Raw genomic sequence first — 23,181 nt, 5'->3', positions numbered from 1 at the left:
ACGCGGCGAGTTGTGTAGGAATCACGATAATGTGGGCGATAACAAATAATTACAATAGAAAAGACACTATAATTCCAGTCGATAGCCTTGTACAGCAAGATAATACGGATAATCAAGAGGAAAGTCAGATGAATTCAGAGTTAAACCGGCCTTATCGAAAAAACCTGATGTCGCGTGGTTTGATTTATATGGGGGGAGAAGAGCGTGAGATCACCGTTAAAGACCTTTCGTTGACCGGTGTGCTTGCAGAATTGAAAGGCGACCAGATAAGCAGCAACGCCAAGGACATTTTTAATATGCTGTCGGCATCGACCATCATCGATTTGTATCTTCCTGAAATGCGCTTGGCCGGTGAAGCCGAGGTAGTCAGGGTTGATATGCTGACGGATCATATATCGCTGGCGCTGGAGTTTAAAAATGTCAGTTATGACGTCGATAATCAGCTGTACAAGAGAAAAGTGTATAGAAAAAACATGGTTGCTCCAGGCAGAATCCTGCTCAATGGCGAATATCGCGATTTTACGACCGTCAACGTTTCGGTGGACGGCTTAATGATTAATCTTGCCGAAGCCGTCGTTGTCGAGCCGGGCGAAATAACCGTGTTTGAGTTTGAGCGGCTGGGGCTTGAAGGCGAGATAAAACTGATATGGGTTGAGCAGACCGCCGATGCCGGGACATTGATCGGCTTGCAATATGTGAATATGGAAAAAACCGAGATTAAGGGGATACCCCGTTTTGCCCGCTGACAAACTGCATGACCTCCCGCCACCAGGGAAGTTCCTGACTTAGCGGCAGGGTGTTATGGCCCGCCGCTTTAAACGCCCAGAGTTTCTTGCGATGGCGTAGCGACTCGAACAGCTTCAGGCTGTATTTATTGGGGATGATTTCATCTTGTTCGGCCAGCACTATTGCGGTGTTCCCCGCATAATCTTGCAGGTTTTTAATGTTGTCGAATCTGTCGCGGATCAGCCATTTTGCCAGGAAAAACCAGTAATGGTGCTGGGCGACATCGGCCATGCGGCTAAACGGCGTGACCAGAACAATACCTTTAACCGGAACCTGCCCGCTCTGCACAATGCCAGAGGCCACGCCCCCTCCGAGCGATTCGCCCCACAGAAAAATAGGGCCGCCAAAATCATCTAACGCCTGTTTTGCGGTTTGGATGCCGTCCGAAATCAACGCTTGTTCCGATGGTGCGCCGCTTCTGGCCGCATAGCCCGGATATTCGGCCAGGATGACCCGGTAACCCAGTCTTTCCAATGCGTCCGGGTAATAAGTCCGGTCGGTTGCCGAACCCGCATTGCCGTGAAAAACGATAACTGTGCCCTTGTTGGTCGTGTTGGCTGTTTTGGCGATTAGTCCCCGGTAATCATCCGTTGTCGACCAGAGTTTCAGGTTGGATTGATCGGCTAATTGCTGTTGGTCTTCAATCGAATAGGTATCGGAGAAATAGATCATTTTTCGTTGGAATAGAAAAACGATCAGCAGGAGCAGTAAGTAGGTTAGCAGTATTGATAGCATGGGTTTAAATGTCGGCATGTTTTGTTTGCCCTACTTCCGTAGGCCGGAATAAGACCACCCAAGCATAGCGCGAGGTGGCGTTTCCGGCTTGGCGAGGAGGGGTGTATTGCCGGAAACGCTATTCCTCTATGTCGCTCGAACCAGCTTATTCCTGCCTACAGGACTGCTCAAGACGGCCAACACTGGAAAATACCTGTTTAACCAAGCGGCGTGCCGCATCAGGTTTATCAAGTGCAATGTATTCGGCAATTCCATTCAAGTCTAATAAAGCCAGCTCGGTCCAGATTATTTGAGCCATTTGCCCATTTTTTCTGTTGCTTCCGATTGGCTATAGGTGCGATTTTCCAAAATGGCCGTTTCTCCCCTCGCTATACCTTCAAGAAGACGCATACGAATTTGCATAAGCTCATAATCATTGACATCTACCAAGTAGGCCGACGGTTGACCATGCTCGGTTATTAAAACAGGTTCTTTGGATTCATGAAGTTCGGCAAGAATTTTAGTGGCCTGACGTTTTAGGGTGGTGACGAGTTCTATTTTCATAAAAAGCCTAGTAGGAGGGGCGCATCGCGCGCCATTTACGCTTATTTCTTTCTGCAGGATCGCCCTTGGCTTCTTTGGAAGTTAAATAGAAACATCATAACCGAAGTATCGTAAACCAGCATTGGAATTCCCGTTCCTTAGCGGATACTTTTCAGGGGAATAAAACCCCACCAATTCCTGAACACTTGAATCACCAAAATACTTTAATGCCTTTTTGCATTTCACCATTCTGATTTTTATATCGTCCTCTCCATGCAACAGCATGTATAGGTTGCGTCTAATATTATCGAGATTATTGTTTTCTGGATTGAGAAACCCTTCTTTGTTGCCTGGGCGGGAGTTCATGCAATTAAGGCAATCTGCAATTTTCCGAAGACCATTCCAATCTATCTGAAGAACTGCTTTCGGACTAAGGCTATTCTGGATTATCTGCGACCTATCCCATCTCCATGAAATATCCTTTCCGGCATCTACCCATTTTTTGTACTTTTTCGCACAACGAAAAATTTCAGCTTCAATATTTTTGATAGTTCGAGGAGGCAAGATAGTATTACCTTCTGTTCGAGCATACTTATTTGAGGGCTGACTATCCTCATGAAAAAGATAGTCAAGCAATCCATCTATCTCAAGAAAGATTGGGATACTTGGTAATATTCTCTGGTAACTGCTATAAATATCAGATAGGTCTTTATAACATGCGACAAAATAGTCGAAATCTTGGAGCTTTCCTTGGCCAGATGAGGTTAGCTTATCTTTCTTTTGTGGGGGCAAATCCCATAAGGTGTCAAGACCACTTCCATCTCGTGGCTCGGTCGATTCAGGTGCGCACTTTGATTCAATCTTTTTTATCATCTTGAGCGAAACAGAGGTCGACTTTTTCTTCCACCATAAGTCAAACTGTGCAATTGCTTCTTTTGCTTCTTGACCTTGAAGAAGGACGCCCATTTCGTATCTTCTACTAAACGCAGCTTCAGTTAGATTAGCGGAGGTAATAATCGCAGAATCATCAATGATGTATATCTTGGCATGAAGTCCACGAAGTGTTTGAATTGATCCTGATTTATAGAAGGCTTCAAGTGTTTCAAATGAAATTTGCGAACATTCATATACATCAGTCAAAAGTCTGATACTTATTTCCGGGGCTGTTTGCCACCTATTCCCTAATATACGAGAAATTGCACAAATACCGCCAATATAAGGTGATGCAATCCATATACGTTCTTTTGAGGCATCCATTAGCTTGCGTAGCTCATTAACCAGTAATTGCTCGTATAAAATTTTCAATGTCACTCCTTATTAATTAAGTGGGTAGGCGGATCTGGTTGACCGAGAGGCTAACTATATAGCTAGTAGTACAGACATGAGAATGTTCAGAATTAGCCGTTTTCTGCCTATCGCGGATAAATCATATGCTGGGTATTAAACGCCTGCATATTTTTGCTTATTCCGTCCCAACCAGTAATCAATCGCCAGTTGCTGCGCCTGTTCCTGCGTCTCAGCCTTACCCAACAACTTAAGCGCAACGGCCGCCGTGCCGATGATAGAAGCAGTCGCAAACTCATCTTCCACTTTCCCCTGCCAGATTAACGTCAGTTGCTCCGGCTCAAGCAGCTCGGGTTTGACGTGGCGGCGAGGAAATAATGCAGGCCAGTTTTCGTCGGATAGTTCACCGTTGTGTACGCTTTGCACCAGGCATTCCATATCGGGATTACGCTCGGTTTCGCCGCCTTCGCCTTTTAGTACCGACATGTGCGGTTGCTTTAACAGGGCGGCCGCTTGTTGATGCACGGGACGATAGCCGGGGTGGAAAATTCCCTGAATGCTGTATTGCGCATCAAACGGATTCAGCAAGCGCACCAGCGTGTGGACCGGCGAGCGCAAGCCCAGTATCGGCCGCAGTTCGATAATCTCATGCAGCTTGGGGCAAAAATGCTCCAGCGATAAATAACTGAAATGCTGCTGTTCGAGTTGCTGTTTGGCTTCTTCAATAGAGCTTGCGCATTTAAGGCCTAAATAGCCCAGCATGTTTTCGGTGTACAGCCTGCCTGCGGTATGGCCGCTGGCGCCGTGCATGAAAACGGTGATGCCGTTTTTGGTCAGCAGCAAAGCCGACAGCAAAAACCAGGGCAAATGCCGGCGTTTTCCGGCATAAGATGACCAGTCCAGATCGACTTTTACGCTATTGTCGGCAATATCAAACGATTCCCGTGCCGCCTGCGCGAAGCCGGCCAATTCCTCCGGGGTTTCTTCCTTGACCCGCATCAGCATCAGGAACGCGCCCAGCTGGATCGGCTGCACCTGATCGGTCAGGATCATGTGCATCGCGCGGTAGGCTTCATCCTGAGTTAGCGGCCGTGAGCCTTTTTTGCCCTTGCCCAGGATGCGGATGGTTTCCGCGAACGGATGTTCGGGGTGCGGTGTTTGTTCGTGATGAGTGAATGTCATATCGCCAGGGATGGTGTGTATGCCGCAAGACTGTCTGGAACAGTCGCGGCGATTGCCAGGGATGGTGTGTATGCCGCAAGACTGCCGGGAGCAGTCGCGGCGAAGGTAAGTTTAAAATAATGGTCGATTAGCAATGCGATGAACAGCAGGGTCAGATACATCAGGGAGTAAAAGAAAGTCCGCATCGCTGTTTTGTCGTCTTTCCTGCGCATCATCAAGATGGCGAAATAAATAAAACCGAGGCCCAACGGCACCACGGCGGACAAATAAATCAGGCCGCTCATGCCGGTCAGGTAGGGCAGCAGGGTAACAATGAACAGCAGCAGCGAATACAGCAGAATGTGCAGACGGGTGTGTTCCACGCCGTGCGTGACAGGTAACATCGGTATGCCGACTTTGGCGAATTCTTTACGCTTGGCGATAGACAGCGGCCAGAAATGCGGCGGCGTCCAGGCGAAAATAATTAGGAACAACAACAGCGAGTGAGGATGCAGTTCGCCGGTCATTGCGCACCAGCCGAGCATCGGCGGCGTGGCCCCGAAAGCGCCCGCAATGACAATATTTTGCGGGGTCATTCGTTTCAGGTAGACGGTATAGATAATCGCGTAACCCAGCGCCGACAAGAAAGTCAGCAATGCGGTCAAGGCGTTGACCATGAATATCAGCAACGCCATCGAGGTAACGCCCAGTATCGACGCAAAAATAATCACGTTGGCGGAGCTTAATTCGCCTTTAGGCAGGGGGCGGTGTTTGTTGCGATCCATCAACGCATCGGCTTCGCGGTCGATATAATGGTTGATCGCGGCGGCGGAAGCTGCGGCCAGCGCGATCCCCACGCTGCTGTAGATAAACAGGCCGATCGGCGGCATTCCGGGAACGGCCAATAACATCCCTGCAATAGCCGTAAAAACGATCAGGGCAACCACTTTGGGTTTGCATAACTCAAGATAACTTTTCCAGGAAGCTCGGGGTGATTCGCTTGTCATTATTTAATAGATTCCAACTTTTAGTTTAGGGTGCGGCTCTTTATCGAAACCGCCGGAATGGTATTGCGATGCCCATCCTGCGGTGCGTGGGAACGGTGATCGGTTAAGGTATAGAATACAGTGAACGATTGATTATTGAAATAGGTTGCCATGCCAACGTTTACATGGAAACGTTGTGAACAAGAGGGATTTTACGATGGGGAAGGGTTGGGCAAACCCGATTCGCCGCTCGATTAAAACACCAATGAGTAACGACTGTACCGCGCTTCGTGATGCTTAATCGGGAGGCTCAAAGCTGTTTTTTTGAGCGCGTAAGGACTATCGGCGTGTCTTCCGGCCTAATATGACTGTCAATTTCAGTCGTGTGTTTCCGTCTTTAATTTTTCAAAAAAGTGTTTTTTGACTTTGGCGGGCGGTGCGCCTGTGATAATGACAACATGAAACGCTTCAAACTCCGCGCTCGCCAGCTCTGGCGCGGTAATAAGCGGCCTTTTTGCGGTCATAAGAGGGTGTTTTACATAGCCTAGTTGGTTGGATAAGTCTTTCGCCGCTTGTCCCTTGGCGTTGGAAAATGTCTTGATTTTGCACGTTTCCATGATGGTGTTAATCGCCTTCCCATAGTGATTATGCAGTGCGGCCGTTGATGAAACGACCAGCCAAAAGCGTAGCCCATAGTCATGGTCGGCCAACATCGCCTGTTCTAGCGTCTTAAGCGGCGGAAGCTGTAGAAGTTCATCAAAGACGCATAATAGCGGACTTTCCGGTTTTGTTGCCGGGCGCTCCGCCAAAAGGGCGAGGATGTGAGCCTCGAAGAATGCTCGCATAATCGCTCCCTCCGTCGTCATTTTGTCGGGCGTTGTCGCAAAAAAAACAGAAGCCGATCCGTTCAGCAATTCGTCAGGCGTCCAGTCTGTACGGCTTGTATTGGCTAGTAAACGAGGGTTGTTCCAGTCCTTGAGGGCGTTTTTCAGCGATTGAGGAACTGAAGTAAAATAGCCTTTTCCATTGATAATGCCCAACACGTTTCGGGCGTGTGTATCTAACGACCAGATTTCCTCTGATTTGGTGCAAGACTTTAAAATCCGTTCCAATTTTTTGAAGTCGGAGTTTACGGTGTCAATCAAGTCTTTTAGCGTAGCCGCCCGTTCATGGCTCTCGGCATCCAAAATACAATGACAGATAAGGACTGCGAGCAGTTCTTGAACCGCGTCGTTCCAAAAAACGTGGCTACCCTTGCCGGTAGGCGCGAATACAGCCGCTAATTTTTCAGCATCCCCCCACATATCTACAGGAGTGCGGCGCACAACGGAAAGTAGATTAAAGGCGGCAGCATTATCATCTCCGAAAGGATCGAAACGCCAGACTTTTTGCCCCATGGCTTCGCGATAGCTTACTGTTTGGTCGTAGCGCTCACCGGTCGCATCTAAACACATCACTCCGCCAGTGTAGGTGGCAAGGTTCGGTAAAATAAGGCTTTTGGTTTTTCCTGAGCCGGTATGGGCGACTGTCAAAATAGACATGTCTCCTGAGTATTCCAATTCTTCCCCGTTTTCCAGCGTGCCGAAGCGAATACTCGCTCCCCAGGGCTGCTCGAATACAGCCAGTCCTTGCAGACTGCTCATCCAGGCCCTTTGATAGATTGATCCCTCGAAAATAGGCAAAAGATGCAGCCAACCGCGCGAAATGACGCGGGTCCTGATTTGCTGCATTAATTCCGCGCATTTTTCTTGTTTTTGTTTGGCGGTTGATGGTTTTTTGTCCGGCGGATGATCGGAATCGTTACGGTTATCTTCGTTAAGTTCCCAGTCTGTTTGTATTTTTAACAGCGTTTTTTCACACTCAACCAACCAATCCTCTGGAAAGGGCTTTGTCAGATAGAGTTGATAATACATCGAAAAACTAAATCTGACCGACGGGTCAAGGGCGATTTTATTCGTCTCTTTTTCAAAGTAAAAAGTGTGGTCGACTTCTTCCCATTCGCCTAAATGCGAGAATTTATAGCCTGTTCTCTTTTCAACGGTAACGCTTGCGGCAACGTCAAACAAGGCTCCGCCGAACGACTTCTCGGCAAAGAAACGTTGCCAAAACATAGGGTCCTTATCGTATAACACACAAGGATTGCTTATTCTTTGCGGTTCTTGAGGGGGCGGTGTTGCCGCTTCCGGCTCAGGCGCGGCAGGTTCTGGTGCAACAGTCCCAGGCTGGGGAGCTTCTGGAGGTAGATTTTTCACATAGGCCGGCGCGTGCGAAGGTGGGGGGGTTAACCAAGTCCACGGACGTAAAAGCAACAGTAAAAGACCGCCAAAAAGCTGGTAGGGATAATTTAGCATCCATACGAAAATACCGACAAGCGACTCTAGTGCATCTATAAACCAAACGAACAACGCCTACTCCAGAAAAACAGAAAAGCCCAATTGGGCTTTATTTTATAACTATTTAATTATCTGTTTTATACCTAATTAGCGCTCATAAAATCAACCAAAATAGAGTGTTGGTGCTTTAACCACGCTGGAAGATTAGCAAAGTAATAGCCGGGCAGGTTGGCTTTATTTCAGGCGATTCATGGTCTTACGCAATATCCGAATTTTCCGCGCATGGCTGTGGATGATGCAAAAAAAACAGCATAGCAGCGTGCCTAGGTGACAGCCCTTGCTTTCCGCATGGCGTGATGGAGTAACAGTTGGTAAAGTAGAGATTCACCGCCATTTGAAATACGGGAATGCCGGACCTAAACAGCATACGCAACCTTCAGAGCAGGGCTTAATCCTTTCAGCTAAATCAACACTATCCGAAGCCCTGTCTGTATGTGATAATAAATAATTTGATTTTGGCGATATTTCTTTCTAACCGACATAGCCGCAGGGCGTAAAGGGCACTACATAATGGATGAGAACAAAAAGAAAGCGCTAGGCGCGGCGCTGATGCAGATTGAAAAGCAATTCGGCAAGGGCTCGGTCATGCGCATGGGCGATGTGGCGGCTTCGCGCGACATCGACGTGGTTTCTACGGGTTCTCTAGGCTTGGATATTGCTTTGGGTTGCGGCGGTTTGCCACGCGGCCGCGTCATTGAAATTTATGGTCCTGAATCATCCGGTAAAACCACGTTGACACTGCAAGTGATCGCCGAAATGCAAAAACTCGGCGGCACGGCGGCGTTTGTCGATGCCGAGCACGCTTTAGATCCCAGTTATGCGGAAAAAATCGGCGTTAATGTCGATGACTTGCTGGTGTCCCAGCCGGATACCGGCGAACAGGCGCTGGAAATTACCGACATGCTGGTGCGTTCCGGTGCGGTCGATGTGGTCGTGGTCGATTCGGTTGCGGCGTTGACGCCCAAGGCCGAGATTGAAGGCGACATGGGCGACTCCCATATGGGCTTGCAGGCGCGATTGATGTCCCAGGCTTTGCGGAAGTTGACCGGTAACATCAAGCGTTCCAATACGCTGGTTATTTTTATCAACCAGATTCGGATGAAAATCGGCGTCATGTTCGGCAGTCCTGAAACCACCACCGGCGGTAATGCGCTTAAGTTTTACGCTTCAGTCCGTCTGGATATTCGCCGTATCGGCTCGATTAAAAAGGGCGAAGAAGTTATCGGTAATGAAACCCGGGTGAAAGTCGTCAAGAATAAAGTCGCTCCGCCGTTTAAACAGGCCGAGTTCGAGATTTTATACGGGGAGGGTATTTCCTTTCTGGGCGAGCTGGTTGATTTGGGAGTAAGTTACGGTTTTATCCAGAAATCGGGCTCCTGGTACAGTTACGGCGACGAGAAAATCGGCCAGGGTAAGGATAACGTGAAGGCCTTCTTAAAAGAGCATCCTGAAAAAGCCAAAGAGATCGAAACGAAAATAAGAGCCGAGGCTTTCGGCAAGAAAGTCGCTCCTCTGATTGATGTGCCTTCGGTTGTTGACGAGGACGAATAGCCGGTTTATTTAGCACGTGAAGTGATTATAAGTTTTTTATTCACCACGAAGGACACGAAGAAATGAAAACTTCGTGCTCTTCGTGGTGAATGCTTTTCCTGGTGTAAGTAAAAAATGTATGATTTGTAGTCTGTCGTGAACGAAGCTACCAAGGAAATTCAGGAAGTTTGTCTGCGCCTTTTGGCTCGAAGGGAACACAGTCAGCAGGAGTTGCTGAACAAATTGGCGCTAAGAGGTTTTGACAGGGATGACGCGCAGCCTGTCATTGACGAACTGGCCGGGCAAGGCTGGCAGGACGATCTAAGATACGCCGAAAGCTATGCCCGGTTTCGTATCCAGAAAGGCTACGGGCCTATACGCGTAAGGCATGAACTTAAACAACACGGTATAGCGGCGTTCGATCTTGAAAGCATCGTGCAGGAAGAAGCTGGCAGTTGGATGGCGCTGCTGGAACAGGTTTACAGCAAAAAATATACCCATGACACTGCGCTGGATCGCAATGAGTGGGCGAAACGCAGCCGGTTTCTATTGCAGCGCGGGTTTTCCGGCGCAATGATCAATGCGTTGTTTGATCAGTTGAATATTAGATTTTTCTAGGTTTTGAACAGGCTTAACGTCGCGCAATACTGCTGACTTAAGAGTGTAAGCCCCTTCTCCCTCAGGGATGCCTACATGGATGTAGGTAGTAGAGCAACGCAGGAGCAGTTGCCGAGAAGGCTGGGATGAGGAGGATGGAAATAAGTTTTTTCCTGTGTTGATTTCCCCTCACCCAACCCTCTCCCGCTGGAGAGGGCTTAGTGCAACCCGATTTTTTTAAAAGCATTTATTTATTATGAAAAAGATGACAAGCGCCCAGTTGCGCACCGCTTTTCTGGAATTCTTTCGCGAACGGGGGCATTCCGTGCAGCCTTCAAGCTCGCTGATTCCGGGCAACGATCCGACCTTATTGTTCACCAATGCTGGCATGGTGCAGTTCAAGGATGTGTTTTTAGGCCGGGATCACCGCGACTATAACAGGGCTGCGACCAGCCAGCGTTGCGTCCGGGCGGGCGGCAAGCATAACGACCTGGAAAACGTCGGCTATACCGCAAGGCATCATACTTTTTTTGAAATGCTGGGTAATTTCAGTTTCGGCGATTATTTTAAAAAAGAGGCGATCCATTTCGCCTGGGATTTTTTAACCAAGGAACTGGAAATCCCGGCGGAAAAATTATGGATCACCGTTTTTGATGAAGATTCGGAAGCGGAAAAAATCTGGCTGGACGATGTCGGCATCGATAGGAACCGGTTCTCCAGAATCGGCGCCAAGGATAATTTCTGGTCGATGGGGGATGTAGGTCCTTGCGGGCCTTGTACCGAAATATTCTACGATCACGGCGCGGGCATTGCAGGTGGCCCTCCTGGATCGCCGGATGAAGACGGCGACCGCTATATCGAAATCTGGAACTTGGTGTTCATGCAATATGACCGTTCTGCTGACGGCTCGTTAACGCCGCTGCCGAAACCCTCGGTCGATACCGGCATGGGCCTGGAACGTATTGCGGCGGTGATGCAGGGCGTGCATAGCAATTACGAAATCGATTTATTCCAAAAACTGTTGAAAGCGGCGGCCGAATTGGCCGGTACTAACGATTTGACGCAAAGCTCATTGCGGGTGATCGCCGATCATATCCGCTCTTGCGCATTCCTGGTCGCCGATGGCGTGATGCCGTCTAACGAAGGGCGCGGTTATGTGGTGCGCCGCATCATTCGTCGCGCGATTCGGCACGGCTATCGTTTGGGTATCCGCGATGTGTTCTTTTATAAGTTGGTAGCGCCGTTGGCCGAGGAAATGGGCGAGGCTTACCCTGAACTTAAGGCCGCGCAGGCCCAGGTTGAGCGCGTCTTGAAAAAGGAAGAAGAACGTTTTGCCGAGACTCTGGAACAAGGCATGAAGATTCTGGAAGCTTGCGTCGCCAAGATGGAAGGCTCGGTTATTCCTGGCGATACCGTATTCCAGCTTTATGATACCTATGGTTTTCCCGTTGACTTGACCGCCGATTTTGCCCGTGAACATCAGTTGACTGTCGATCATGCCGGATTTGAAATGGCGATGACAGCCCAGCGTGAAAGGGCGCGGTCTGCGAGCAGTTTTGGTGCTGATTACGATCAGGACATCAAGCTCGATGTCGAAACCGAATTTACCGGTTACGAGCATCTTCAAGACCAAGTGCATATCATCGGGCTGTTCAAAAAAGGTCAACCGGTAGACAGTTTGCAGGATGGCGAAGAAGGCGTTGTTATTTTGGACAAAACGCCGTTCTATGCCGAGTCCGGCGGCCAGATCGGCGATTGCGGCAAAATCGAAGCCGATGGCGCGGTATTTGAAGTTACCGACACCCAGAAACAGGGCGGCAATCTGTTCCTGCATAAAGGTAAGTTGCTTAGCGGAACCCTGACCAACGGCCAGTTGTGCGATGCCCGAGTCAGCGAGGCGGACAGAAAGGCGACCGAGCTAAACCATTCGGCGACGCATTTGCTGCATGCCGCATTAAGGCAGGTTTTGGGCGATCATGTCGCGCAGAAAGGTTCGCTGGTTAATCCTGAGCGGCTGCGCTTTGACTTTTCTCATTTTGAGCCGGTTACGGCTTTTGAAATCAGCACCGTTGAACGGATCGTTAATGAGCAGATTCGGGCAAATAATCCCGTTAGCGCAGAGGTCATGGCAAAAGATGACGCGGTTAAAGCCGGGGCGATGGCCTTGTTTGGCGAAAAATACGGCGACGAAGTACGGGTTTTGAAAATCGGCGAATTTTCAACCGAGCTTTGCGGCGGTACCCATGTCGAGCGGGCAGGTGATATAGGCTGCTTTAAGATCATTAACGAAACCGGCGTGGCCGCTGGCGTCAGGCGTATCGAGGCGGTAACCGGCGGCGGTTGCTTTGATTTTATAGTCGGTCGCGACCATGCGCTAGCAAGCATTGCCGGGTTGGTCAAAAGCGCGCCGGAAAAAGCGCCGGAAAAAGTCGAACAGCTGATAGAGAAAAACCGGCTGTTGGAAAAGCAGCTGGAACGCTTGAATGCGAAGCTTGCCAGTTCTGCGGGTAACGAATTGGGGGCTCAGGCTGTCGATGTAGCCGGCATTAAAGTATTGGCGGTCAAGCTCGAAGGCGTCGATCCCAAATCCCTGAAAGACATGGTCGATCAGTTAAAAAATAAATTAGGCTGCGCCGCTATTGTGTTGGCGGTCGTCGACGGTGACAAGGTCAGCTTGATTGCCGGGGTGACTAAAGACCGGATGGCTCAAATAAAAGCCGGTGATTTGGTGAATTTTGTTGCCACGAAAGTCGGCGGAAAAGGCGGCGGCAGGCCCGATATGGCTCAGGCCGGCGGCAATGATCCGTCCGGGTTGGCTGACGCATTAGCGCAGGTTCCGGACTGGATAAAGGCGCAACTAGGCGCATAAGAAGGTTTTATTAAATGGCATTATATGTATACAAATTCGGCGGCACCTCAGTAGGAAATGTCGAGCGCATTAAAGCAGTTGCCGAAAAGGTTAAGCAAGCCCACGATTCGGGCGATCAAATTGTCGTCGTGGTTTCCGCGATGAGCGGTGAAACTAACCGTCTGGTTGCATTGGCAAAAGACATGCAGCAACACCCTAACGAGCGGGAAATGGACGTGCTGCTGTCAACCGGCGAGCAAGTCACTGTTGCGCTGTTAAGTATGGCGTTGCATGAGTTGGGCTGCGATGCCTGCTCTTATACCGGCAGCCAGGTGAAAATCCTGACCGACAGCAGTCATACCAAAGCGCGGATACGCAAGATAGATGACGCACGCATTCGAAATCATCTTAGCGAAGGCAAGGTCGTGGTTGTGGCCGGTTTTCAGGGCGTGGACGAACACGGCAATATCACCACGCTGGGGCGCGGCGGCTCGGATACCACCGCTGTGGCGTTGGCGGCAGCCTTAAAAGCTGACGAATGTCATATTTATACCGATGTCGACGGTGTTTACACTACCGATCCCAGAGTGGAGCCGAAAGCCCGCAGGCTGGATAAAATCACTTTTGAGGAAATGCTGGAAATGGCAAGCCTGGGCTCGAAAGTATTGCAGATCAGGTCGGTGGAATTTGCCGGTAAATATAACGTTGCGTTACGCGTATTATCATCATTTAAGGAAGGTAAGGGTACGCTCATTACCTACGAGGAATCTCAAGTGGAAAGTGCTTTAATTTCAGGAATCGCGTTTAATCGGGATGAAGCTAAATTAACCATAACCGGCGTGCCTGATTTGCCGGGTGTTGCGTTTAAAATTTTGGGGCCGATTGCCGATGCCAATATCGAAATCGACATGATTATCCAGAACATAGCCGACGATGCGACTACTGATTTCACCTTTACGGTGCATCGCAATGATTATCAGCGGGCGAAAACCTTGCTGGATAAAACCTGTGCCGAGCTCGGAGCCAGGAATGTCACCGGCGACGACAGCATCGTCAAAGTATCGATAGTCGGCGTGGGCATGCGTTCCCACGCAGGCATTGCCAGTACGATGTTTAAGGCATTGGCTGATGAAGGTATTAATATTCGAATGATTTCAACATCCGAGATTAAAATATCGGTCGTTGTTGATGAAAAATATCTGGAGCTTGCAGTCAGGGCGCTGCATGCCGCATTTAAATTAGATCAGGAAGTTGAATCTTAGACTTTATTTATAAGAAAAAGCTGCTATAATTGCCCGTCTTGGTTGGATGCTGTTTAAGAACAGTTCGTTTTTAACATATATAGGGAGTGGCCATGCTTATCTTGACTCGTCGGGTAGGGGAGACTTTGATGATTGGTGATGAAGTGACTGTCACCGTTCTTGGAGTCAAAGGAAATCAGGTTCGCATAGGTGTTAACGCACCAAAAGAAGTTTCTGTTCACAGGGAAGAGATCTATGAAAGGATCAAGAAAGAACAGAACGGGTCGACAGGATTGACCGGATCTGAAGAGTAAAATCGTAGCAGCGATTTCGATGAGCACTCTAGGTGCTCAACAGTACTAGGTACAGTAATAATTCAGTTTTTGTACCGTAGTTTTAGAGAAAAGGATTTATGTTTGTTTTTTGAGAGTCAAGCTCTTAAAATGTCTTTTGGCACAGGGTTGTAGCTTAAAGAGATAATCATGTATTTGGAGAGTTGGCCGAGAGGCCGAAGGCGCTCCCCTGCTAAGGGAGTATGTGCCAAAAGCGCATCGAGGGTTCGAATCCCTCACTCTCCGCCATCTTACGCATAGGGCCTTTTTAAATAAGGCTTAAAGTTTCAAACATATCCTCCTGTGTATTTTGAGCAATCCATAGCTGCGGATGGCTTCAAAAATACATCGCTAGATACCCGTTGCGGTAACCGTATCCACATCCTAGTACTCACTCCGTCCGATTGGAATGCTTCGCCACTTTTATGAAGTTTATTGTTGTTTGAATTATAATCAGACAAACTGCGGGAAAGGAGGCGGCGATATATCAAAGTTATTAAAAAACAAGCCTTTTCCAGACTTGGACCGGAGAAAAGCCGTATTGAGATGGATCCTAAATCATGGCAATAGAAATTTTAGAGGTTTAGATTATGGATAAGATCAATATGACCCAAACTGAAGATCGAAGACGTTTTTTCCGAATTGATGATGAAGTTAATCTGTTTTACAAAAAAATAGATGAAAAATTGGTGATCGAACCGCATCATCTTTCGGAAAATGTTTTGAACAGTTGTTCATTGTCTACAGCGCTTGCCGCGGTATCGCAGGAATCGGCAGTGCTACTGCACAGGCTGGAAAAAAACGAACCGGATGTGGCGGATTACTTAAGGATAATTGACACAAAAATCGAGCTTCTTGCCCAGGCTGTCATGATGCAGGGCTTTCAATTCAAGGAGAATGAGACCTGCAACGTTAACATCAGTGCGACGGGCATGGCTTTTAATTGCGAAGAACGGCTCGAAGAAGGCGATTACCTGGAAATCAAGATGCTGCTGGTATCCAGCATGGCGGTCATCGTGACCTACGGCAGGGTTGTTTATTGCAGAAAAAGCGAATCAGACGATAGTCAGCATCCTCATTTTATTGGCGTTAATTTCATCAATATGAAAGATGAGGACAGGGAAATGCTGATTAAATACGTGGTCAAAAAGCAATTGCACCAGATCAGGGATAAAAAACAGGCCGGCAATAAATCTTAAGTGATTTGTGAATATTTCAGATAAACAAAAAAAAATCCTTAGTTTGCTGGCTGACGGCGAGTTTCATTCCGGCACTGAATTGGCGGCCGAACTTGGAATCAGCCGTTCGGCAGTCTGGAAACAGCTGAGCGGCTTAAGCGATTTTGGCTTGCAACACTCGGCGGTCAGCGGTAAAGGTTACCGTTTGGACAACGCGCTGGAGTTGTTGGCGGCGTCGGAAATCAATGAAGCTGTTGACGACCGGGCCGGCGCATTAATTTCATCGCTCGAAATTCACGATCAAATCGATTCCACCAACCGTTATTTAGTGGAGCGCTCGCAACATAATGCCCTTTCAGGGGCCGTGTGCTTTGCCGAGCACCAAACGGCAGGCAAAGGCAGGCGTGGGAGGCAATGGGTTTCGCCTTACGGCAGCAATATCTACCTGTCGATACTCTGGCGCTTTCAACAAGGGCCTGCCGCTATTTCAGGTTTAAGCCTGGCTATCGGCGTGGCGGTGATCAGGGCGTTAAAACAGCATCAAATAGATGACATTGGCCTTAAATGGCCTAATGACATTTACAGCCAGGGCAAAAAACTGGGCGGTATTCTGGTTGAGGTCTCGGGTGAGACTGGCGGCCCGTGCAGCGCGGTTATCGGTCTGGGCTTAAATTTGTTTGTACCTGAAATGGAGGCCCAAAGTATTACTCAAGCCTGGACCGATCTTAGCAAGATCACCGGACAAACCCGGCTGTTCAGGAATAAATTGGCAGGCACCTTGTTGAACCATCTGCTGCCGGTTATTGCAGAATATGAAGGTGTCGGCATTCAAGCCCATCTCGATGAATGGCGCAGCTATGATTGCCTAACCGGCAAACCCGCTACCTTGTTTATCGGACAGCAACAATTTGAAGGCATCGTGCAGGGTATCGACGATAACGGCATGTTATTGATCGAGCGCCCCGATGGCAGCGTACAGACGTTTGCTTCCGGCGAAGTCAGTTTTAGCGGTTCGGCGTTGCAATGAATTTGTTGATCGACATGGGCAATTCTCGGCTAAAGTGGGCGATGACAATGGCCGGTCAAATCATGGCGGGCCCGCCTTTGGCTAATGACCGGGTCGATCGGCAGGCGCTTATTAAACTCTGGAAAGGCATTTACCGTCCCCGGCGGATTGCAGTTTCCTGCGTCGGTGCAGGCCATTTGCTCGAACTGGTTCAATCGGTAGCGCGTGATCTTTGGCTGGATATAGATGTTATCCTGGTGAAATCTCAAGCGCAGGCGTTCGGCGTGATTAACGCTTACCAACAACCCGAAAAGCTTGGCGTCGACCGCTGGTTGTCTTTGGTTGCGGTTTGGCAGAAATATCACTGTCCGGCCTGTATAGTCGACTGTGGAACCGCTATTACCGTGGATTTAATCAATGCGGAAGGCAGGCATCAAGGCGGCATGATCAGCCCCGGCCTGACGTTGATGAAAAACGCCCTGGTTCAGGGAACCGCGGCGCTGAAATTTGACGATACGAATTATCTATTCGAACCGGCCAATTCCACCGAGGCCGCAATCTACAGCGGTACCTTGGCCGCTGCCGTTGGATTGATCGAGCATGTCATGTCAAAACAGCCCGCAAATTTGCAACTGATTCTGACTGGCGGCGATGCCGAACTTATCGCCGGACAGCTTAACGTTGCTCCCTCTATCGTTGATAAGGATTTGGTGCTGCGCGGCTTGTTGTGTGTTCTGGAAGGACGCACATGAAGTGGCTAACGTGGTGATGTTTCCCGTTTTTTGAGATTCCGAACCGGGAGTTTGGTGAGTCAGCGCAACTATAAAACTTCGCATCCTTCGTGCTTGTGGTAAACATTCCTTAATTATTCCGCATACTTAACTTATTCGACCATCGTGTTAAACATCATCTGGATAAGCTTTTTCCTCATCGCTTTTTGCACCGCGCTGTTCAAACTGGTTCTCCTGGGCGACCAGCAGGTTTTTGCGCAAATCATGGAAGCCATGTTTGCGTTATCGAAATCCGCTTTTGAAATAGCCTTGGGCCTGACCGGCGTGCTGACTTTATGGCTGGGGATCATGCGCATCGGCGAAAAGAGCGGTTTTATCCAGTTATTAACCGAAGGCCTGACGCCGTTATTCAGCCGGCTAATGCCCGATGTGCCCAAAGGCCATCCCGCTTTGGGCGCTATCGTGATGAATATTTCCGCCAATGCGCTGGGACTGGATAATGCCGCAACGCCGTTGGGCATCAAGGCGATGCAGGAACTTCAAACCCTCAACCCTAATCCCGAAACCGCCAGCAATGCGCAAATCCTGTTTCTGGTCATCAACACCTCAAGCGTTACGCTTTTTCCGGTCACGATTTTCACCTACCGCGCCCAGTTGGGGGCGGCCAATCCGACCGACGTATTCATCCCGATCCTGATAGCCACGTATATGTCCACCTTGGCGGGATTACTTGCGGTCGCCTTCGTGCAAAAAATCAACCTGCTGGATAAAGTGATCATGGCTTACCTGGGCGGCTTTACGGTGGTGGTCGGCGGCCTGCTGGCGTATTTTTCACGCCTGCCGCAACAGCAAATGCTGGAACAATCCGCGCTTATCAGCAACTTCATCCTGTTCTCGCTGGTCATTACTTTTATTCTCGGCGCTATCAACAAGGAGATTAACGCCTACGACGCATTCATAGAGGGTGCCAAAGAAGGTTTTCAGACCGCTGTCGGCATCATCCCTTATTTGGTCGCGATGCTGGTTGCGATCGGTGTGTTCAGGGCCAGCGGCGCGTTGGATTTGCTGGCCGATCTGGCGCGAGCCGCAGTGCATTACTTCATGCTCGACGACCGTTTTGTCGATGCGCTGCCCACCGCATTAATCAAGCCGTTCAGCGGCAGCGGAGCCAGGGCGATGATGATCGATACCATGAAGACTCTGGGTGCGGATTCGTTTGCCGGACGTCTGTCGGCCATCGTGCAGGGCAGTACCGAAACCACTTTTTATGTGCTGGCGATTTACTTCGGTTCGGTCGGCATCAAACATATTCGCCATGCCGCCGCCTGTGGGATAATAGCCGACTTTGCGGGCATTGTTGCGTCCATATTTGTCGCCTACTGGTTTTTTGGCTAAAGGCTAAAGGCTAATGAACCATCCTTCGCCCTTTGTCTTTCGCCTTGCGCCTATAAAATTTTTATGAAAAAGCTCGGTTTGATCCTCGCCATCTGTATTCTAATTTTTATCATTATTGCTCAATGAAAGTTCACCTTAAAACACTCGGCTGCCGCCTTAACGAAGCCGAACTGGAAACCTGGGCGCAGGCTTTTCAAAAATCCGGCCATCAAATTACCAGACAGGCCGAAGCCGCCAATCTGATTGTGATTAATTCCTGCGCGGTGACCCAGGATGCGGCCAGAAAATCGCGCCAACTGATACGCCGCATACACCGGGATAACCCGCAAGCCAAGCTGGTCGTCAGCGGCTGTTACGCGACCTTGAATGAAGATGAGGCCGCGTCTTTACTGGGCGTCGACTTGATCGTCAGCAACAAGGATAAGGATCAACTGGTAGAAAAAACCCTGGCCGAACTGAACATGGACAGCATGCCCGTCCTGTCCACCGAACCGGGGGAAATATCGCTGTTCACCCGCGGCAGGCAGCGCGCTTTCGTCAAAGTGCAGGACGGCTGCCGCTACCGCTGCACATTCTGCATCGTGACCGTCGCGCGCGGCATCGAGCGCAGCCGTCCCGTACAGTCGGTCATCGACGAAATCAATGCGCTGCACCAACAAGGCATCACCGAAGTCATTTTGACCGGCGTGCATTTGGGCGGCTACGGCAGCGATCTGGGCAACAACCTGTCCGATCTAATCAAAGCCATCCTGGCCGAAACCGACATTCCGAGGCTCAGATTAGGCTCACTGGAACCGTGGGAATTGCCGGACGATTTTTTCGAGCTGTTCGATAATCCGCGCCTGATGCCGCATTTGCATCTGCCCCTGCAAAGCGGCTCGGACACCGTATTGCGCCGTATGGCGAGACGCTGCAAAACCGAGGAATTCGCCGCCATCGTCAAGCAATTGCGCGCGCAAATCCCGCACTTTAATATCACTACCGATATTATCGTTGGCTTTCCCGGCGAGACCGAGCAGGAATGGCAGGACAGCTTCAACTTCATCAAGCAGATCGGCTTCGGCCATATTCATATCTTCACCTATTCCAGCCGCGCAGGAACCAAAGCCGCAAGCCTGCCGGATCAGTTGAACAATGAAATCAAAAAACAGCGCAGCAGGCAGCTGCATGAGTTGGCTGATGAAATGAAACTGAAGTTTTTCACGGATAATGTAGGCAATGAATTCCCGGTATTATGGGAAGGCTACAGCGAAGCGTTGGCCGATAACAAACAACGGGTGTTCGGTTATACGCCGAATTACCTTAAGGTCGGCTGCGTGATCGGCAACGATGTGTCGGTAGAGAACCGGACGCTTAACTGCGTGATAACCGCAGTTGATGAGAGTTGTGTTTTGGGGGAGTTAGTGGAGTAATTGATGTTACGCAATAACTAAAAAAATTTCACCGGGAAAGACACGAAGAAAACAGTATTCCCAAGCTCCAGAGACTATGAAAGCAGCCAACCCCGGATTGGCTGTAGGCCATTTTCTGTAGAGTTTATTTTAAAAGCATGAATTTAGCCTTATACTTTTCCAGAATCAAATACTTAAATCAGCGCTGTTGTCAAGCTTATGCCAACAATTTTAAGAATTGGCAGTTTACGCTTTCATTTTTACTCTGATGAAGGCTCTGAGCCGCCCCATATTCATGTGCGTAATGCGGGTAATGAATGCAAGTTTTGGCTAGATCCTGTGGCTTTGGCTCGTAATCGAGGCGTATCTCCTCCTGATTTACGAGAAATCGAACGACTTGTTTTTGAACATCAACAAACCTTAATTGAAAAATATTATGAATACCACGGACATTGAAATAGAGCCTGTTGCTATTAAGGCTTGGGCTGAAAAAAGAATGATTTATCTGGAATTAACCGATGGACGTATTATCGGTTTTCCCGCCGATCGTTATCGGATTCTCAGCCAAGCCTCTGAAAACCAGCTTCAGCAAGTTCAGATTGAAGTCGACGGCTATGCCTTAAGATGGGAGGAGCTGGATGAAGACTTAACAGTCGCCGGTGTCATGGCCGGAAGATTTCAATTGCCTTTGCCTAGCCGGGCTGCTTAATTGCGTATGTCGGGCTGCTCTTTTTATGCCCGACATTTTAGTGGTTAAGCACCGTTGCCGATTTCGACTTTGCTCCCGTCCATTCAACCACCGACTATGAAATGTCGGGCAACGAAAAGCTGTTTCCCGATCTACATATTTACAAGCCTACATTATAAAAACCGCAAAAACCAACTAATGTGACTATCCTCAACACAGCAAAACGCGCCCTGCATTTTTTCCGCATCGGGCTGGCGGCCAAAAAACTGCAACGCACCCAGAACGAGACTGAACGCCTGCTCGCCAAACGCGCGCTGGCCGGGTTGTTTGCCGATGCGCGCGGGATCACCATGAAAGTCGGCCAGTTGTTTGCCGGTACCGATGGCGCGACGCCCTTTCAGGAGCTCGTCGAAGGCATAGAGCCTTTACCGCTAAAAGCCATGATCCCGCTGCTTGAAAAAGAGCTAGGGCAAAAAGTCAAAAGCGTTTTCCGCTCGATCGCCCCGGCTATCGCTGCGGCTTCATTAGGGCAAGTGCATCTTGCCGAACTTAAAAACGGAGACAAGGTGGCGGTCAAAATCCGCTATCCCGATATTAGCGATGCGGTCGATGCCGAACTGCGCCTGGTCGGCTTGATGCCCGGCGTGGGGCCGGTCAACCGCTGGGGTTTCGATCTTGACGCTTATAAAAGAAGCCTGCGCGACAACATGCAGCGCGAGCTTGATTACCGCTCGGAAGCCCAAAGGCAGGATTATTTCGGCCGGGCTGTACAAGTGCCGGGATTGCAGGTTCCCACGGTGTATATGGATTTATGCCGTGAACGCGTTCTGGTGCAAAGCAGGGCGGAAGGCGTTTTGATCGACAAGGCGGCTAAATGGCCGGAACGGGACCGTCTTGCTATCGGCCAAACGCTGGTGACCACGCTGTTTAAAAGCCTGTTTGTTGCAGGCGAAGTGCATGGCGATCCGCATCCGGGCAATGTTTTTTACAGTCATGACCCAAACGGTCAAGCGTTAGTCACATTGCTGGATTACGGCTGCACGATTACCATCGTCGAACAACGCAGGCTGGCGCTGCTTAAGTTGATCGTCGGTTGCCGCGAACGCAACCCGACCAAACCGCTGGACTGCTTTGCGGCGCTGGGTTTCGACAGTAAAAAACTCAGCTATATCGGCGGTTCTCTGCCTGCCTTATGTCAGATTTTATTCCGGCCTTTTTTATTAAACCATCCGTTTAATCCCGAGCAATGGCAGCTAGGGCAGGGAGTTAACGATCTGCTCGGCGATTACCGCTGGTGGTTCAGGTCGGCCGGGCCTTCGGACTTGTTCCTGCTGATGCGCGCCTTTCAGGGCCTAATCCAGCAATTACAACAGCTGGATGTCAACCTGGTCTGGTGGCCGCTGCTGCAACAAGCGGTAGGCAGGGACTTGATTGCGCAGGCAATGGCTTATCAACTGCCTGCTGTTGAGCTGCCGACAACTACGGCGCTGGGCTTTGACCAACAGGCAACCAAACTTTGCGTGCGCGTTACCGAAGACGGTGAGCAGCGCGTTTCGGTGGCTATGCCCGCCGAAGCGGTGCTGGATTTGGAGCATCTGATCCCCGAGGACGTATTGGAGCGCATCAACGCTTCGGGAAAAATCGACCTCAAACAGTTGGCCGATTCTATCCGCGCCAACGGCATTATTCCACGGCAGCTGTTTGTTTTCGACGATGGCGGAAAAACGTACAAGGTTTGGTTGGAGTAAGAACGCCGACAAATATCTTTAGGGTAAACTTTTCCGGCTCAGTTATTATGAAAGAAAGACATTTAACCTAAAAGCAGGAGTGATTATGCAAGAGCTTCCGTTGTCGAAAGTCTATCAATTGCTGGAGCCGGGGCCGGTCGTTTTGCTGACCACTGCCGACAAGGGGCGGGCCAACGTGATGACCATGTCCTGGCATATGATGGTGGAGTTTGAGCCGCCGCTGGTTGCCTGCGTGGTCAGCGGCAACGATTACAGTTTTGCGGCGTTGCGGGCAACCGGGGAATGCGTGATTGCGGTGCCGGCGGTAGAGTTGGCGACCCTTGTCGTTCAGGTCGGCAATTCCTCGGGCAGTAAAATTGACAAGTTTGATGCATTTGCGTTGACGCCGCTGCCGGCTCAGCGGGTGGCGGCGCCGTTGATCGCTGAATGTTTCGCCAATCTCGAATGCAAAGTGACCGATACCGATCTGGTGAACAAATACAATCTGTTCGTGCTTGAGGTGGTTAAAGCCTGGATCGATCCGGCGCAAATTAATCCGAAAACCATTCATCATCACGGCTATGGCCGCTTTGTTGTGGATGGCGAAATGATCACGCTGGACTCGAAGATGCGGTAAGTGCGGCTGCGGA

21 protein-coding genes, 1 tRNA gene and 1 pseudogene are annotated in these 23,181 nt (G+C 49.7%); 16 read left to right on the top strand and 7 right to left on the bottom strand.

The window, feature by feature from the left end; translation table 11 throughout:
* Positions 1-128: 128 nt before the first annotated feature.
* Positions 129-746, top strand: coding sequence for a PilZ domain-containing protein (locus V3O24_RS10665; protein ID WP_104425379.1), 618 nt, complete (start codon positions 129-131; stop codon positions 744-746).
* Here V3O24_RS10665 and V3O24_RS10660 read toward each other — a convergent pair.
* The 7 genes and pseudogenes from V3O24_RS10660 to V3O24_RS10630 form a co-directional block, all read right to left on the bottom strand.
* Positions 718-1,539 carry an alpha/beta fold hydrolase gene (locus V3O24_RS10660; RefSeq protein WP_331307222.1) on the bottom strand — a complete coding sequence of 274 codons (822 nt, stop codon included), beginning with the start codon at positions 1,537-1,539 and terminating at the stop codon, positions 718-720. The two genes, V3O24_RS10665 and V3O24_RS10660, sit on opposite strands and share 29 nt — an antisense overlap.
* Before the next feature lie 127 nt (positions 1,540-1,666).
* Positions 1,667-1,819: a type II toxin-antitoxin system RelE/ParE family toxin gene (locus tag V3O24_RS10655; RefSeq protein WP_331307221.1), complete on the bottom strand. Its 153-nt coding sequence runs from the start codon at positions 1,817-1,819 to the stop codon at positions 1,667-1,669.
* Positions 1,807-2,064: a type II toxin-antitoxin system Phd/YefM family antitoxin gene (locus V3O24_RS10650; RefSeq protein WP_331307220.1), complete on the bottom strand. Its 258-nt coding sequence runs from the start codon at positions 2,062-2,064 to the stop codon at positions 1,807-1,809. Before V3O24_RS10650 ends, V3O24_RS10655 begins: the two co-directional genes overlap by 13 nt.
* 81 nt (positions 2,065-2,145) lie before the next feature.
* Entirely contained in the window at positions 2,146-3,348 is a 1,203-nt protein-coding gene (locus V3O24_RS10645; protein WP_331307219.1) for a phospholipase D family protein, read from the bottom strand.
* Positions 3,349-3,483: 135 nt separating this feature from the next.
* Positions 3,484-4,509: a glycosyl transferase family protein gene (locus V3O24_RS10640; RefSeq protein ID WP_331307218.1), complete on the bottom strand. Its 1,026-nt coding sequence runs from the start codon at positions 4,507-4,509 to the stop codon at positions 3,484-3,486.
* A 107-nt stretch (positions 4,510-4,616) separates the two neighbouring features.
* A pseudogene (gene cyoE / locus V3O24_RS10635) lies at positions 4,617-5,495 on the bottom strand (heme o synthase); the annotation flags it as partial.
* A 356-nt stretch (positions 5,496-5,851) separates the two neighbouring features.
* The gene (locus tag V3O24_RS10630; RefSeq protein WP_331307217.1) at positions 5,852-7,879 is read right to left on the bottom strand and encodes a type IV secretory system conjugative DNA transfer family protein; all 2,028 of its coding nucleotides are present in this window, start codon (positions 7,877-7,879) and stop codon (positions 5,852-5,854) included.
* A gap of 498 nt (positions 7,880-8,377) precedes the next feature.
* Here V3O24_RS10630 and recA point away from each other — a divergent pair, with 498 nt between their 5' ends.
* The 15 genes from recA to V3O24_RS10555 all read left to right on the top strand — a co-directional run bounded on the left by recA (position 8,378) and on the right by V3O24_RS10555 (position 23,168).
* Complete coding sequence (gene recA, locus V3O24_RS10625; protein ID WP_104425403.1) at positions 8,378-9,418, top strand: recombinase RecA; 1,041 nt, start codon at positions 8,378-8,380, stop codon at positions 9,416-9,418.
* A 135-nt stretch (positions 9,419-9,553) separates the two neighbouring features.
* Positions 9,554-10,015, top strand: coding sequence for a regulatory protein RecX (locus tag V3O24_RS10620; RefSeq protein WP_104425402.1), 462 nt, complete (start codon positions 9,554-9,556; stop codon positions 10,013-10,015).
* A 235-nt stretch (positions 10,016-10,250) separates the two neighbouring features.
* Positions 10,251-12,863 (top strand): alanine--tRNA ligase, encoded by a 2,613-nt coding sequence (gene alaS / locus V3O24_RS10615; RefSeq protein WP_331307216.1) that lies wholly within the window; start codon positions 10,251-10,253, stop codon positions 12,861-12,863.
* Positions 12,864-12,877: 14 nt separating this feature from the next.
* Positions 12,878-14,104 (top strand): aspartate kinase, encoded by a 1,227-nt coding sequence (locus tag V3O24_RS10610; RefSeq protein WP_331307215.1) that lies wholly within the window; start codon positions 12,878-12,880, stop codon positions 14,102-14,104.
* A 92-nt stretch (positions 14,105-14,196) separates the two neighbouring features.
* The gene (csrA, locus tag V3O24_RS10605) at positions 14,197-14,397 is read left to right on the top strand and encodes a carbon storage regulator CsrA (protein WP_104425400.1); all 201 of its coding nucleotides are present in this window, start codon (positions 14,197-14,199) and stop codon (positions 14,395-14,397) included.
* A 176-nt stretch (positions 14,398-14,573) separates the two neighbouring features.
* A tRNA-Ser gene (locus V3O24_RS10600) sits at positions 14,574-14,664 on the top strand.
* Positions 14,665-15,005: 341 nt separating this feature from the next.
* Complete coding sequence (locus V3O24_RS10595) at positions 15,006-15,614, top strand: PilZ domain-containing protein (RefSeq protein WP_104425399.1); 609 nt, start codon at positions 15,006-15,008, stop codon at positions 15,612-15,614.
* A 7-nt stretch (positions 15,615-15,621) separates the two neighbouring features.
* Positions 15,622-16,620, top strand: coding sequence for a bifunctional biotin--[acetyl-CoA-carboxylase] ligase/biotin operon repressor BirA (birA, locus tag V3O24_RS10590; protein WP_104425398.1), 999 nt, complete (start codon positions 15,622-15,624; stop codon positions 16,618-16,620).
* Positions 16,617-17,351: a type III pantothenate kinase gene (locus tag V3O24_RS10585; protein WP_331307214.1), complete on the top strand. Its 735-nt coding sequence runs from the start codon at positions 16,617-16,619 to the stop codon at positions 17,349-17,351. Before birA ends, V3O24_RS10585 begins: the two co-directional genes overlap by 4 nt.
* Before the next feature lie 144 nt (positions 17,352-17,495).
* Positions 17,496-18,725: a nucleoside recognition domain-containing protein gene (locus tag V3O24_RS10580; protein ID WP_331307213.1), complete on the top strand. Its 1,230-nt coding sequence runs from the start codon at positions 17,496-17,498 to the stop codon at positions 18,723-18,725.
* Positions 18,726-18,847: 122 nt separating this feature from the next.
* Entirely contained in the window at positions 18,848-20,137 is a 1,290-nt protein-coding gene (gene mtaB / locus V3O24_RS10575) for a tRNA (N(6)-L-threonylcarbamoyladenosine(37)-C(2))-methylthiotransferase MtaB (protein ID WP_331307212.1), read from the top strand.
* 198 nt (positions 20,138-20,335) lie between these two features.
* Positions 20,336-20,572 carry a DUF4160 domain-containing protein gene (locus tag V3O24_RS10570; RefSeq protein WP_104425394.1) on the top strand — a complete coding sequence of 79 codons (237 nt, stop codon included), beginning with the start codon at positions 20,336-20,338 and terminating at the stop codon, positions 20,570-20,572.
* Positions 20,553-20,825 (top strand): DUF2442 domain-containing protein, encoded by a 273-nt coding sequence (locus tag V3O24_RS10565; protein WP_104425393.1) that lies wholly within the window; start codon positions 20,553-20,555, stop codon positions 20,823-20,825. Before V3O24_RS10570 ends, V3O24_RS10565 begins: the two co-directional genes overlap by 20 nt.
* Before the next feature lie 179 nt (positions 20,826-21,004).
* A complete protein-coding gene (locus V3O24_RS10560; RefSeq protein WP_331307211.1) occupies positions 21,005-22,552 on the top strand; it encodes an AarF/UbiB family protein in 1,548 nt (515 codons plus the stop codon).
* An 85-nt stretch (positions 22,553-22,637) separates the two neighbouring features.
* Positions 22,638-23,168: a flavin reductase family protein gene (locus V3O24_RS10555; protein WP_331307210.1), complete on the top strand. Its 531-nt coding sequence runs from the start codon at positions 22,638-22,640 to the stop codon at positions 23,166-23,168.
* The last annotated feature ends 13 nt before the right edge of the window (positions 23,169-23,181 follow it).

This window comes from Methylobacter sp. Wu8 (assembly GCF_036440755.1).
GTDB classification, from domain to species: Bacteria; Pseudomonadota; Gammaproteobacteria; order Methylococcales; family Methylomonadaceae; genus Methylobacter_A; species Methylobacter_A tundripaludum_A.
Note: the sequence above shows the minus strand (reverse complement) of the source record. Positions and strands in the feature narration are given on the sequence as shown.